The sequence below is a fragment of the Mesorhizobium sp. ZC-5 genome (assembly GCF_025753855.1).
Lineage (GTDB): Bacteria > Pseudomonadota > Alphaproteobacteria > Rhizobiales > Rhizobiaceae > Neomesorhizobium.
Map to the genome: position 1 here is coordinate 67,644 of NZ_JAOWPT010000016.1, position 13,684 is coordinate 81,327.

The following is a 13,684-nucleotide window of genomic DNA, read 5'->3' on the forward strand; positions in this document are numbered from 1 at the left end:
AAAGGCCACGAAGCCGTTCTAGAAATGATGCCCGCCCCAAAACGCGGCGTTCTCAATTACTCGGGTTTATGGGCTCAGTGGCGTGCGCGCTGGTTGTTAAGACCAATAGCGTTCGCAGCATCATAGCAATTTATCGTCCGGGACTAACACGAGGCGACCTACTGCGTGGTTCTCGGTTATGTCCCGCTATAAGGAATTGACAAAGCTAACTTCCATCCGGTTTCGCCACCAGTCTCGAACGCTGGCTCGCCTCCTACAATGGTAATCGTGAGAATTCGCTGCGTTGCGCCGGAGTTCAGGAGATTGTCGAGGTGGCCCGCCCAGGCGGCGCCCAATCGCCTGCCTGGAATGGTCGTCGTGCCTAGGATCCCGGAAATTCTGCGATAACCCCCACCTGAACCCGTCAACTGGATCCGGTTTGCGCCCGCCACAGGCGAGCGTAAGCGCCTTCAGCTGTCAGCAGATCAGCATGCCTTCCCTCCGCAACAACCCGCCCCTTTTCCAAGACCACGATCTTGTCGGCCCCACGAATGGTGCTGAGTCGATGAGCGATGACCACGATGGTCTTACCAGCCCGACGCAGATCTTCAACGACCCCCAGGACAAACGCTTCGGCGATCGAGTCAAGAGAGGAGGTCGCCTCGTCGAGGATCAGGATCTCTGGATCCCGGTAGAGAGCCCGAGCCAATGCAAGGCGTTGCTTCTCGCCGCCGGAGAGGCGTAGGCCGTTCTCGCCAAGATAGGCCTGGAAGCCACCGGGCCAGCGCTCAGCTAACTCCCGTAGCCCTATTTGATCGCAGATTTGCAGGATCTTCTCCATGTCCGGCTCGAACTCGCCAAGGGCGATGTTCTCGATCACCGAGCCCGAGAACACGTCGATCGATTGCGGTACCGCTGCGACAACCTTGAGCAGCGATTCGGTCGAGAGGTCCTGGAGGGCATAGGGGCCGATCCGGATGCGTCCACCCTCAAGCGGGTAGACATTCTGCAGCAGCGCCGCAAGGGTACTCTTGCCGGAGCCACTTTCCCCTACCACGGCCGTCATCTCGCCCCGACGGAAGGTGACGCTGAGATCCTCGAAAAGATGCGGCTGCGCGCCATGGCGGAACGTCACGTTTTCCAAACAGACATTGCCAAGGTCGGACTTGGTGGCATCGATGCCCCCGCCGCTTGCCGACTCCAGGTCCAATATCTCGAACAGGCGATCCGCCGCGATAAAGGCATCCTGAACGATCCGGTTGGTTTGGATCAGGCTGGCAACCGGTCGGGTGACATAGCCAAGCAACGTATAGCAGGACAGCAATTCGCCGGGCGTTACGGTCTGATCGAGGACAAGCGTCGTTCCGAACCACATCAGCACGATGGTGAATATGGTCGAGACGAAAGTCGAGGCATTATCTCCGAAGATCGAGATGAGGCCGGAGCTGTAGACGGAGTGCAGCATCTTGACGAAGCGGGTCTCCATCTTGAAGTTGGCGAAGCTCTCCATGCCGGAGGTCTTGATCGTGGAGACAGCTCCAAGTGATTCCACCAGTTGCGCCTCCAGATCGGCGGCATTCTCCATAATGGCGCGCTGGCGCTTCCTATTCAGCCGGTTGATGGTCCAATAGACGAAGAGGTACAACGGGATGGAGATCGCCACGACCAAGGCGATCTTCCACGAGTAGATGCACATCAGCCCGAACGAAAACAGTATCACCAGCACGTCGACGAACATGTTGATCGACACGTCGTTCAGGAAGCTCCTGATCTTCACCGCGTCGTTCATGCGGGAGACGATTTCGCCCATGCGCATGCTGTCGAAGAATTTCTGGGGCAGGCTTAGGATGTGATTGTAGTAGCCGAGGATCAAGTAGACATCGATCTTCTGCCCCGTTTGCAGGACGAGCCGGTTTCTGAGGAGATTGATCAGGATCTGCGCCACCAGGATCAGCACCATAGCGACGCTCATCAGGTTGAGGAGGTTGCGGTTGCCCGCTGTGATCACATGATCAACGACCTTCTGGACGTAGATAGCCGTCGAGAGGCCGAGGATTGTCGTCACCAGTGCCCCGACGAGAGCCTGCGCCATCACCGCCCTGTGTGGCGCAAGCACACTGGCGAGGCGGGCGAGGGGCGAGGTGGTCTCTTCGCCGCGCTTGAAGGTGTCTGCCGGAACCAAGAGCACCAGGACGCCAGTCCATTGCGTCTTGAATTCCTCGTGTGGCATCTTGCGGATTTCGCCATAGGCTGGGTCCATGACGGTGATCCACCTCGCGTCGATCGACTGGATGACGACGAAGTGGTGAAGGACCTCCTTGACGACGACGTGCGCGATAGCGGGTTTGGGGATTTTGTATAGGCTGTCGAAGCCGCCCTTCACCCCCTTGGCAACGAACCCCAGCTTCCGGGCCGCTTCCGTGAGGCCCAGCACGGTGGTCCCGGAGCGGTCGGTCGAGGCATACTGGCGGATGCGCGACAATGGCTGCTTGTGGCCATAGAAGGCAGCGACAGAGGCAAGGCTGGCGGCCCCGCAATCGGTGATGTCGCGCTGCTTGAACTTGATGACCTTGCTCGACATGGCGGCTCGCTGGCGTTTTGGAAAAATGAAGGATCAGCGGCCCGCCAGAAGCGGATCGAGCCAATCGTCGATCTCATTGTAGAGGAGTTGCAGGAGGGTGCGGTCGGCCACGAGGAAGCGGGCCCGCACGGTCATGCCTTTCTTCAGGTGACCGGTGACGCCGTTCTTGAGAACGAGATAGTTGCGAGAGAGCGCGCAGCGGACCTTGAAGACCGGGCTCCTGTCATGGAGGGTGAAGTCCTGCGCCACGTCGAGTACTGTCGCATCAATGACACCCCATTGATTGTAGTTGAAGGCATCCACTTGGAGCCGCACCGACTGGCCCGGCCGCACGAAGCCGATGTCGTTGGGGGAAACGTAGATTTCCGCCACCAGTCCGCCGTCCGGCGAGACCCAAGCGACGGTTTGCCCCGCCTGGATGTAGCTACCGGGGGTGAGGCCGGAGAATTCCTCAATAGCGCCTGACACGGGGGCTCGAATGCGGGTCAGATCCCGTTCGTTCTCGAGCTGATGCAAGGTGGCCGTGAGTTCCTTGAGGCGTAGGCAAATATCGAAGAGCTGCTGGTTCCATTCAGCGGATTTGCGCCGGGCGAGGATCTCGCCCTGAATCTCAATGCTCTGGAGGGCGAAAGCCTTCTCGTCAACCACCTTTGCGGGCGTTGCGGCAGCGGAGAGCAGTTGCTTAGCGCGGTCGAGTTCCGCTGCCGCATTACTGCGGGCATATTGGTTCTCCCGCAGCAGGTTGAGAAAATGTGCCCGCTCCGCCGTGGCGAACTCGGTCAGGAGGCGGATCGGGTCCTTGGCCTGTGTGCCGGAGGAGATCAGGGTTTCGAGGTCACGGGCAAGATCGCTTTTAGCGCGGATGTCGCCAGTAAGCGCCAGGAGCTTTTCCTCGACCACCTCATCATCGAGGCTGAGGATCTCCTGCCCCTGAGCAACGGGATCGTTCTCAACGGCAAGGATACGGGAAATTCGTCCGGAGACAGGTGCGATCAGGGGCGTCTTCTCGATCGTGGGGCGAATGATACCGGCACTTTGGGCAGAGACCGTTACGGTGATGAGTGGTAGCGACCCCAATGTCGCAACCACAGAGAGCACAATCATCCAATAGATGATCAAAGATCGTCCTGATCGTCGGGAGAGAATGCTCTCTACAGTGTAGCGGGCAATTTCAGGAGGAAGGGGAACTGCCGATCTGTGTTCAGTATGAAGAAAAGCTAGCTTGCGCACTCATTTTCTAACCGCGGTTCCTCCCGCGTACTGCCCCTTCCGCTATAGTTGCAGCTGCAAAAGCGAGTAGCGCAGAAGCTGACCAAACTATCTGCCAGAATAGCCCTCCCGAAATTGCAGATGCTTCTTCAGGTGCCAGTTCGTTCACGCCATAAGCTGACATATCGGTTTTCATTGTGGTCTCCTTTCCAACAGATCAAATACGAGGAATAATCAGCGACGCCCACCGACCGCGTTTGCCGCTATACTTACAGCTGCAAGGCCCACGACCCCGAAAACCACGAAAGCGAGTGCCCAGAATACCCCTCCCGAAATTGCAGATGCTTCTTCAGGTGCCAGTTCGTTCACGCCATAGGCTGACATGTCCGTCTTCATTGTGGTCTCCTTTCCTAGAGATCAAATACGAGGATCAATCAGTGCTTCCGGTCGGCGCGTGTGCCGCCGCACAACGAGAACATCAAGAGTCGTGCCAACCGCGCAGGAAGCGCCTCAGGCAAACTGTTTCGCATTCTATTCAGCAGCTTAGCTGGGAGTGCGGCAGGGCACCGGATGAACACACCGTGTCGAGGATGCGACAAACCCGACAGCACTGTGTCAACGCAAGCATATGCACGCACCTGGTTGCGCCGCCAGGTGGCGAATGACGTTGCTGTCGTAGGCGCGATCTACGAGCAGGATCGCGGCGGGCTGAAGTATGTCGAGCATGGCGACTGCGCACTTGCAGGCATGGTGAGCCTTACACTGCTGCGCGGCTGGTGGGTGCAGTAGCTGGTGAGTAGAATGTCGCGAGCCAGCGCTGCTTGAGTTTGGCGAACGCGAGTCGAGTCGGAACACCCCGCGGCCACGACACGCCGGCGGTCGTCTACAAGGGCGGCGAGTACACTTTCTCCAAGGCCGATATCGGCCCATGATCTGTCGTTATGGCCGCCCGGCATTCGTGAACCCTCCCGACCCGCCGGGGACGCCGCCTTGTTTTTCCCAGACTACAATTCGCAAGCGCGGGCACGATTATCGCTCAATTGGCTACACGGGCCTACAAGAGGCCTTTATAGGCTGCCTCAATGTCGCGCAGGCCAGACTGCACTTTTTCCATCGGCATATAGCTGAAGCAGAGTCTGACGTGCTGCCGGGAAGTAGGACCATGACGGTATCCTTCTACCAAATGCACGTCATACTTCTTCCTGACGGACTCCAACAAAGCTGCAGGGGCTACAGCGCCAGCTAGCCGTACCCAGAACGAAAATCCCCCCAGAGGCACCTCGTATGATGGTTCGCAGAACGTGCAGCTCTGCAGGAGGGCGTGCATGCTGTCTCGCTTGTGACGGTAATGTTGCCGAAGTCCAGCAATATGTGCCTTTAATTCCGGTGTCCCCAACAACGCAAGAGCGACATTGCTCGCTACGGGGCTGACGCCGCCGTCACATTTCAGGCGCGTCAACTGCGCTATCATCTGCGCTTCCGCCACAACCCAGCCCACCCGCAGCCCGGGTCCGGCGATCTTTGAGATACTGTATACATTGATCACATGCTCTCCCGATGCAATGATTGCAGGTGGTGGGTCGTCATATGGTAGATCTGCATAGACGAGATCCTGCACCATGAGCACGCCATACCTTGCCAGCAGGGCTGCTACTTGGCCCATACGGTGCACTGAAAAACGGCGTCCGGTCGGATTGTGGAAAACTGGCGCGGTGTAGAACAGCCTGACCCGCCCAGTCGTGCGCAAAGCCTCTTCCAGTTGACCGAGATCAACACCATCCTTATCCATACCTAATTGAACCATCGTGGCACCAGCAATCGAAAATATCCGTAGTGCGCCAAGATAAGACGGGTCTTCGGTCAGCACTACATCGCCAGGGTCGAGCACTGCATCGGCGATCAGCTGTAGTGCCTGCGATGCGCCATTGGTGATAAGGACGTTGTCGCACGCGACTGCATGCTGGTGGGCCAATTTCTCCCGCAATTGCGGGAGGCCGCTGCCATCGGTGTATTGCAGCAGATCGGAGAAGCTGACACCGGTGTGTGTCGAGATTGCCTCTGGCCATCGCAGTTTCCCGAACATTTCCGGATCGGGAAGCCCGTACGCAAAATTGATCGATTGCTTGGTCGATGAATAATCGAAAGCGCTATATGCAGTGGAAATCCGGCTGCGTATCGACATCTTTGCTCCAGGGAAGAGGCTAGGTGGTGGCAGGAGCCGCTCTGAAGCGCTGTTCATAAGCAGCAATGAACGCGTCAGGAATGGGTTCGCCGAACAGGGGGGCATCCATCACTGACAACGTGTCTGCACTTGGCCAGACTGCACAGTTATCGAGCCCAGGTCGCCATCCGGCGCCAAAAAAGAACGCGCCGTAACGCGCCGCGAGCACCGGCACCACGGGGTGTAGCATGCTCAGGAAGACCGAAATTTCCGTGGCGCTAGCCCCGGCCTCGTCCCTTGCAAGGCCTCCGCCTTCAAAGAAAGCATCTATAGCATCGAGTGCAGCCCACACGCGCGCCTCATGCATGGCTTGGCAATAGCGTTCAACATCAAGCACTCGCTCAGGCTTCAGGGTGTCCACCGTCAGCTTTGCGTTGGATCCAGCATGTTTGCGCAAAGCGGTCTCGAAGAGATGGATCCGAGCTGCCGCCCGCACCAGCCCTTCGATTTGAAAATCGTTGTCGTCGCTGCCAAATGCTTTGGCAATGCGCGCTAAATAGTAGCGCAGCACGCTCGGATCGATATCTCTCGCCACCTCGTCGGCCCATATGGCGTGGTCACGACCTGTGGAAAACTTTGCTCCTTCGAGCTTATAATAATCTTGAATCGCATGATTGTGTGGAATTGCATATCCTCTTGCGAGCAAGCTGGCGGTAACACCGATTGTGTAATAAAAGCGGTTGTCCTGCCCCATGAAGAACAGGAGTTTCGTGTCAGGGCTGCGCATGGTGTCATCATAGTCGGCGCCATTCTGCTTGCAGATGCGTTCTATGCCCGTATCGAAGCACCATAATCCTTCAAACCAAGTCAGTAAGGTCTGGCCTGCCACTTCTGCCGGGGCGACCAGGGTCACTCCGCGGTCGAAATGGCGCGACATAGGCAAGGCCCGCAATTCGGTCCGAAGCCACTCGATTTCCTTGTGTTTGATGGTGTCTGGCCATCCACTGCCTTCGATAGCGCGATCCAGCGTCGGGGCAAGCCGCTCGAAGTTGAAATGCGCCTGGCGGATCGGACGTAGCGTCAGGGCATGGCCGCACGGTGTGTGGACCGGATCGCGGAGCAGACTGTGCTGGATTGCAAGGCCGCAGTTTTCACAAAGGTTGCTGTCGGCCGCGGCGTTGCAGGCCGGGCACTTGCCGACGGCAAGCGAGTCCGCTGCAAACTCATCACACGACTCGCAATAGAGTTGCTCGGCGTCCCGCAGCTCGATATAGCCTGCCGCATCGAGCTGCTTGTAGATCGCAAGGCTACGTCGTTTGTGCTCTTCACTTGAAGTCCGGACAAATACGTCCGGAGCAATATGCACTGCCCTCAGACATTGCAGGATTTCGTCGATGTGCATTTGTGCGACATCATCGACCGACCTGCCAAGCTTGCGAGCCTTCACCAGCGTGTAGGTGCCATGCTCGTCCGCGCCGGTTACATGATAGGCCACATGGCCGATCATGCGCTGGTAACGCACGAAAATGTCGGCAAGAAGGTACACGCCGCCAATATGGCCAAGATGTAATTTACCGTTTGGGCACGGCGGGGCGGGGCATACGAAATAGGTTTGTCGATTCTCGCTCACTTCAATCCCACCACATCGAAAGGAAGTTCAGGCTGATTTCGGGGTCGGTATTTCTGATGGCATGCATCTGATGCGGCGCTATGTAGAACAGCGTGGTCCCCGTGACTGGCGTGGTTTGTCCATCCGCTTCGAAGAGGCCGCTGCCCGAAATCAGTACCCACAGTTCATGCTCGTGGTGCGAATGAAGGTCTACCGCCCCGCCCGGCACTACCTCCACAATCGACGTCCCGAAGCCCGTCGCAACGGGCTTCGGGAGATGCTCCAGTAAGCGGCACACCAGAACGCCATATTCTGGGCGCATTACTGAGCGATCAATTTTTTTCATGTACAATGTCTCGCCTCCGCTCTGCGAGTTCACTCACGATAAAAAATGCCGTTTGGAAGCTTAAGGTTATCGAGGTCCGACACTTTGTTCTCGGGCGGATTATAGGCGCGCTTAAGTGCGTTATATTCAGCGCGCGTCGGTCCACCTGTTGATGCTCGCTGGAATACCAGGTAGATTACTCGCCGGGAACGGTCACTCTTGTTCGGTAGCGAGTAGTGCGGCGCGTAGTCGTCGAAGATGAAGACGTCACCAGCCTTCCACGACACTGGTTCCCATGAGAACGTTTCGGCCACTTCAGGGTCGATCACACCACCGGCATCCATGGGGAATACCCCTTTCTTGTGGTTGCCAGGGCTGAAGAAAAGGCCGCCATTGTCCGGGCCAGAATCGTCGATACCGATCGCAGCTATTGCATGAACCATCCGATCAGGCAGCTTGTGCGGGATGTGGTAAATGTCCTGATGGGGGCGATAGCCACCGCTGTCGGGATACTTGAAGATCAGCAACTCTTTGAGCCTGCGTGCATTTTCCTCCAACAGCGTCTCGACGACCGACTTGATACGCTGATCTGCAAGGAGCAAATCGCGTAGCTGATCGTTGAAATCGAGAAAGTTCTCGACCTTAGAAACAATCTTTCTATTGTCTGTCGTCTTCTCAAACCACATAAGCCATTTGTCGTCGCTGACATCCCATTGGGAGACATCTTCCACAAGACTAGCGATACGCTCCAGAGCAATAGGATCAAAGAATCTCTCGATCGTGACATATCCATCGTCCTGCCACTTTGTTTTTTTTGCTTCACTTATCATACGAAGAACCTCCTATTTGAAAGAACCATATTCTTGAATAATCTAATTCCAGCGCCGGTCAGGTTATGGGTCCTCTGAAATGGCAACGCTGGCACGGGGAGCGACGCTGTCGGGCGCAGATGAATTCCGTTGCGGTGGAATTGTGCGATTCTGTTGCGCTTCCTCGTCAGAAAGATCGCCCAGGCTCTTAAGGAGATGTCGATCCGGTGCGTATGTGTAGTATTCTTTGCCAATGATACTGTTAATGATGCGACTGTTTCGAAAGGCAACCAGCGATAAATTTACACTCTGCAAACCGTTCTGGAAGAGAGTCCTGTTCTGCAAGTAGACGCTGCCAGAGATATTATCCTTAAATTTAACGGCGTAGTCGTCTCTCACGACCGGCAGGCCTTCTTCCATGCAGGCAGAGGCCAGCAGCGTGTCGATAAAAGGCAAAGTGCGCGGCTGGAATCCGGTGGCGAGGATGATGCGATCAACCGCCACGGCGCGCCGCTGGCCTGTGTTGTGTGAAGCGAGCAGCGCATGCCAGCATTGCACATTGGGAGAGAGGTCTTCGGGAAAGAGGTCTTCCATAACGACAGCGGGCAGAAGTTGGATGATATCGTCGATATTGCCGCTTGCGCTGCGTTCATAGACCATCTTGTAGATGCAGTTGCTCAGCTCCGACGAGATGCCATCGCTGGTTAGCTTCTCGTTTTCGACGATGCTGCGGCGCTCTTTCAACGGCAACGCATGAAAGCGCAGGCTGTAGGACGGCATGTACGATTCGTTTACGAAGGCGCTATCATCCATCGTGAACAGATTCGCACGCGACGTTACCCACGTGATCTTGCCGATGGCTGGATTGCCGAGCAGATGTTCGATGATCTCCGCCCCGCTCTGACCGCCACCGACGACCATGACGCGTTCACCGATACCGATAGGTAACCGGTGCAGATAGTTCGCCACATGGTAGACATCCTTGCCGAGCCAGGGCCTGGCGCATTCTGGGATTTTTGGAACTATCCCGACGCCAATCGCAACTGCGCGTGCAAGATAACGGTCCTTGGTCGTCGTCACGCGGTAACCTTTCTCGATCTTGGCGATGTCAGTGACCTCTTCGCCAAACCTGAGATTGGGTAACTGCCGTGCCACCCACTGATAATACTGCGTGAACTCGCTGCGCGACGTAGTCGTTTGCCGCCGGTTAATAAAGCTGTAAAGCCGTCCGTGCACCGAAAGATAATTGAGAAACGAATATGGGCTGGTGGGATCTGCAAGCGTTACGCAGTCTTTCAGAGGAGATACCTGCAGACGGCTATTGGGAAGCAACAACCCGGGGTGCCACGTGAAGCCAGCTTCCTTCTCGAAGAACATAGTGCGTAGTGGCGTGGGCTGCGCCAGTGCGGCCAGACTGAGATTGAACGGACCGACGCCGATACCGATGAGATCGAGCATTTCCATGCATTACGCCTTTCAACGATCGAGTTTCTTCATCGCTCTTTAGTATCGTGCGTTTGTGCACTGCCGGGATGGCTGGAAAGCTCAGGGGAATCGCGAAATGGTCTCGGTTTCCATCCTTGGCCTCCACGGTATCCGGCTAGCAATTGCGATGTTGGTAACCACCAGCCCCGCCATCACCATCAGTGCGGCGTCGAAGCTATAGGCAGCGATCAAACTCCCCGCGAAGAACGGGAAGCCGAACGCGCCGACGAAGTGTCCGAGCGTGAACACCTGGGAGGCCACCGGAATCGATAGGCCCCGCTCGCCCGCCAGGTTCACGACCATCGCATTTAATGTCGAATAGGTGAGACCATAGCCTGTCGCAAAGAAAACGGTCGCAAGGACATACAAGACCGGGCTTCCCGCGTTCACCACCAGAAACCCAATCCCGATAAGCGTCGTGACAAACAAGGCAAGCGCGAGACGCTCGAGCGGGAGTTTCCCAATCATCGACGCGACCGAAAAACGCAAAGCCACCGTCGTTACGGTGAACGTCAGGAAGAAGATATCCGGGGTTAGTCCGCGCGATCCGGCATAAAGGCTCTGAAACGTGGATAGGCCGGCGAATGTGCAGGCGGCGAGGCTCATCATAATGACTGGCAAGACCGTTTTCGCGCGCAGAATGGACAGGGTCGCCCGAACGGATAACGCCACGGCTACCATCGGCAGTTGCGGCTGGTCCCTCAAGCGCCTCTGTATGAGAATGGCGAAGGCTGCAGCCATCGCGCAGAAGACGGCATAAAATGCATAAGCAGTGCTGGGGCCGCCAAGATGGTCGGCGATCAAGTGGCCAAGCGGCGCTGATCCGCCGACGCCGACCATCTGCGATCCCGACAAGAGGGTCAGTGCTTCCAGGCGTGCGGAAGGCTTGAGACAGTGGATGAGTTGGATCGGTGCCAGCATGTAGAAGATCGCCCAGCCGAGGCCGAGCAAGAGGCCGCCAGCATAGGCGAGCAGCAGGCCGCCTGTTCCGATCAGAGCGAAGCATCCCATGGCGGCCGCCATGACCAGGGCGGAGACGGCGACCAACGGCAATATGCCCGTACGTTCGGCCAACCGTCCCGCGAACAGGGAACCGATCAGGGTTGCTACGGTGCCTGTGCTGACTACGGCCCCAGCCGTCGATGCTTGAAACCCAGCCGAGCGCAGGCTATCCGCCAGCAGAAAGCTTGAGCCGTAGGCCATGGCAAGTGCGACGGCAGTGACGAGATAGGGGGCAAAGACGTTGGCCGGCAATCTGTCGAGCAGGCTTTGGGTCGTGTCGGCTGTGACGGGCTTTAATGTCGAAAGCGTTTCCGTCTTTTCACGAGTAGTGTTATCCATACATCTCATGAAAACAGATAACAGACTCCTTGCCGTTATTCAATCCCTACGTGATGCGGTGGCCTTGGCTCGCCCGGGTACGCGCCTGCCTTCCGTGCGAACGCTGATCAAGGAGCACCATGTCAGCCCGGCGACGGTCGAGCGGGCCTTCGCCCAACTCGTCGTTGAAGGCCTCATCGAGCCCCGCCCGGGCCAGGGAACCTTTGTTCGCGAAGCGCCGGAAAGTGCGTCCGAAGGGTCCGATTTTTCGTGGCAGTCGGCAGCGCTTGGGGCCGCCCGCGGAGATAGCGGCTTCCTGGGCAAGTTGTTGAGAGTGCCCCCGGCTGACAGCCTCATCCTCAGCATGGGCTATCTGCCGCCCGACCTTCAGGCGTCAGGGCTCCTGGCGACTGCGCTCCGCCAAGCTGCCGGACGGTCCGAGCTTTGGGACCGCTTGCCGATCGAGGGCTTGGAACCTTTGCGAACGTGGTTCGCGCGCGAGATCGGAAATGGCGCAGTGTTCTCCCCCCACGATGTCATCATATATGGCGGTGGGCAGGCCGCCATTGCCTCCATTTTTCGGGCGCTGGTGCCTCCCGGACGTCCGATTCTTGTCGAGACGCCGACCTACACGGGTGCCATTTCGGCTGCCCGTGCGGCGGGCCTTTTACTGGTCCCCGTGGCAATGGACGAACACGGGGTTCGGCCGGAATTGCTGGCGGACGCCTTCCGGCAAACGGGAGCGCGTGTTTTCTATAGTCAGCCGACCTTCTCCAATCCGCCCGGTATCGTCATGTCCACTGAGCGGCGCGCCGTTGTCCTCGACATTGCGGCAAAGGCGAGGGCCTTTATCGTAGAGGATGACTGGGCGCGCGATCTCCACCTCACAGGTATCGCGCCAGCGCCGCTGGCGGCGGGCGACCGGAATGGTCATGTTGTCTATGTCCGCTCTCTCGCCAAATCGGCTGCGCCTGGGTTGAGGGTCGCGGCCGTCATGGCGCGCGGGGCGGCGCTGGCACGGTTGAGATCCGCTCGCGGCAGCGACGACTTTTTCGTTTCTGGTCCATTGCAGGCAGCAGCTTTGGCCGTTGTCTCCGCGCCAGGCTGGAAACGTCATCTTAGTGCAATTCGCGCTGCTCTGATCGAGCGGCGTGACGCGCTTGTCGGCGCTTTGCACGTGGAACTGGGAAATTGCGTTGCGTTCCAGATACCCACTGGAGGCATGCATTTATGGCTGCGGCTGCCTGATCACATCTCGGATATTGAGCTCGCGACGGAAATGGCTCGGCAGGGCGTCGTCGTCAGCGCCGGTCGGGCATGGTTTCCTGCCGACCCTGAAGGTTCGTTCCTACGGCTGACATACGCAAGTGTCCCCGCCTCCCTTCGTGAGGGGATAAGACGGATAGGGCAGGTTATTAAGCCGCAAATCTAGTATGCCGACGATAGGGGGAATCGAGGGCTTCGCTGTTCTCGCACCAAACAGCCTTTCGCCCAGCTTCTCCACCGGCCGGAGTGCCGGCGCGCCGATCAGCCCGGCCTATCCCGGAAGGCACGGCGACCAATGCCGCCAAGCTACCCCGCAACCTGGGAGTACGTCAGGCAAAGAGCTGATATTGCTTCTGGGTGCAAGTCCCAGCCGGCCAAAGCGGTGAGGGCGTCGCGGCAACACGCGGTCTGAAGTGTAGACAGGAGCCATGCCGGGTGCGGGAATGAGCCTCGAAAGGTGGATGTTCGCGGAGGCCACCGTTGTGTTCCTTGGTCACGAAGGCATCGTTGGTACGCGAGACGATGCCGCTCCGCCAGGTCGATAGCCGGAATGCCAGAGCTGCGTCCGAGCTGAGGTCGGGAGTCGGACTGGTTCATCGCACCCGTGGAGGCGTCGAAGGAAACGAGGGAGTGGAGGGAAGGGACCTGCCTGAGCGGAGCCTGCGCGAGATCGCGTATGATCCTGTCTGGGGCTGAGCAGATGTTTGCGGCGCTGCAGGCGCTCGGCGGATTGAGGACACCGCCGTGCGTAACACCCAACGCTTGCTCTGCTTCGTCCGTCGAAAACACAACACGCCCGGCAGAGAGTAGGTTACCTTGATCGTGACCTATGTAATGATCTGTTCGGCGTGGATAAGTCGTGTCGAAAAATCCGCGCCCAGCGCGGAAAATTCAGCGCGCGGGCAGAAGTCTCCCCCAAGCATTGTCGCTGAGAAGTGAC

Annotated in this window: 11 protein-coding genes; 2 read left to right on the forward strand and 9 right to left on the reverse strand. The window is 57.8% G+C overall.

The genetic code is table 11. From position 1 onward, the window contains the following. Positions 1–403 precede the first annotated feature (403 nt). The 3 genes from OHD58_RS27405 to OHD58_RS27415 all read right to left on the reverse strand — a co-directional run bounded on the left by OHD58_RS27405 (position 404) and on the right by OHD58_RS27415 (position 4,165). Entirely contained in the window at positions 404–2,560 is a 2,157-nt protein-coding gene (locus tag OHD58_RS27405; protein ID WP_263806792.1) for a peptidase domain-containing ABC transporter, read from the reverse strand. Positions 2,561–2,593: 33 nt separating this feature from the next. Next, on the reverse strand, positions 2,594–3,679 hold the full coding sequence (locus tag OHD58_RS27410) for an HlyD family secretion protein (RefSeq protein WP_263806793.1): 1,086 nt from the start codon (positions 3,677–3,679) through the stop codon (positions 2,594–2,596). A 324-nt stretch (positions 3,680–4,003) separates the two neighbouring features. After that, complete coding sequence (locus OHD58_RS27415) at positions 4,004–4,165, reverse strand: hypothetical protein (RefSeq protein ID WP_156788635.1); 162 nt, start codon at positions 4,163–4,165, stop codon at positions 4,004–4,006. A gap of 216 nt (positions 4,166–4,381) precedes the next feature. Between OHD58_RS27415 and OHD58_RS27420 the strand changes: the two genes are divergently transcribed. Beyond that, the gene (locus OHD58_RS27420) at positions 4,382–4,558 is read left to right on the forward strand and encodes a hypothetical protein (RefSeq protein WP_263806794.1); all 177 of its coding nucleotides are present in this window, start codon (positions 4,382–4,384) and stop codon (positions 4,556–4,558) included. A gap of 265 nt (positions 4,559–4,823) precedes the next feature. Here OHD58_RS27420 and OHD58_RS27425 read toward each other — a convergent pair whose 3' ends face one another. The 6 genes from OHD58_RS27425 to OHD58_RS27450 all read right to left on the reverse strand — a co-directional run bounded on the left by OHD58_RS27425 (position 4,824) and on the right by OHD58_RS27450 (position 11,412). Then, positions 4,824–5,951 (reverse strand): PLP-dependent aminotransferase family protein, encoded by a 1,128-nt coding sequence (locus OHD58_RS27425; protein ID WP_263806795.1) that lies wholly within the window; start codon positions 5,949–5,951, stop codon positions 4,824–4,826. Between the two features lie 19 nt (positions 5,952–5,970). After that, positions 5,971–7,560: a class I tRNA ligase family protein gene (locus OHD58_RS27430; protein WP_263806796.1), complete on the reverse strand. Its 1,590-nt coding sequence runs from the start codon at positions 7,558–7,560 to the stop codon at positions 5,971–5,973. A gap of 1 nt (position 7,561) precedes the next feature. Beyond that, a complete protein-coding gene (locus OHD58_RS27435) occupies positions 7,562–7,885 on the reverse strand; it encodes a cupin domain-containing protein (protein WP_263806797.1) in 324 nt (107 codons plus the stop codon). Positions 7,886–7,914: 29 nt separating this feature from the next. Then, positions 7,915–8,694 (reverse strand): phytanoyl-CoA dioxygenase family protein, encoded by a 780-nt coding sequence (locus OHD58_RS27440; protein ID WP_263806798.1) that lies wholly within the window; start codon positions 8,692–8,694, stop codon positions 7,915–7,917. Between the two features lie 63 nt (positions 8,695–8,757). Continuing rightward, positions 8,758–10,137, reverse strand: a complete 1,380-nt coding sequence (locus tag OHD58_RS27445) for a lysine N(6)-hydroxylase/L-ornithine N(5)-oxygenase family protein (RefSeq protein ID WP_263806799.1) — start codon at positions 10,135–10,137, stop codon at positions 8,758–8,760. Positions 10,138–10,218: 81 nt separating this feature from the next. After that, on the reverse strand, positions 10,219–11,412 hold the full coding sequence (locus OHD58_RS27450; RefSeq protein ID WP_263806800.1) for an MFS transporter: 1,194 nt from the start codon (positions 11,410–11,412) through the stop codon (positions 10,219–10,221). Between OHD58_RS27450 and OHD58_RS27455 the strand changes: the two genes are divergently transcribed. Beyond that, complete coding sequence (locus OHD58_RS27455) at positions 11,402–12,910, forward strand: PLP-dependent aminotransferase family protein (protein ID WP_263806801.1); 1,509 nt, start codon at positions 11,402–11,404, stop codon at positions 12,908–12,910. The two genes, OHD58_RS27450 and OHD58_RS27455, sit on opposite strands and share 11 nt — an antisense overlap. Positions 12,911–13,684: the final 774 nt, after the last annotated feature.

Bases quoted from the DNA above. Each gene is read 5' to 3' on its own strand.
- OHD58_RS27440 (WP_263806798.1), bottom strand. From the start codon at position 8,694: ATGATAAGTGAAGCAAAAAAAACAAAGTGGCAGGACGATGGATATGTC.
- OHD58_RS27405 (WP_263806792.1), bottom strand. From the start codon at position 2,560: ATGTCGAGCAAGGTCATCAAGTTCAAGCAGCGCGACATCACCGATTGC.
- OHD58_RS27425 (WP_263806795.1), bottom strand. From the start codon at position 5,951: ATGTCGATACGCAGCCGGATTTCCACTGCATATAGCGCTTTCGATTAT.
- OHD58_RS27445 (WP_263806799.1), bottom strand. From the start codon at position 10,137: ATGGAAATGCTCGATCTCATCGGTATCGGCGTCGGTCCGTTCAATCTC.
- OHD58_RS27415 (WP_156788635.1), bottom strand. From the start codon at position 4,165: ATGAAGACGGACATGTCAGCCTATGGCGTGAACGAACTGGCACCTGAA.
- OHD58_RS27435 (WP_263806797.1), bottom strand. From the start codon at position 7,885: ATGAAAAAAATTGATCGCTCAGTAATGCGCCCAGAATATGGCGTTCTG.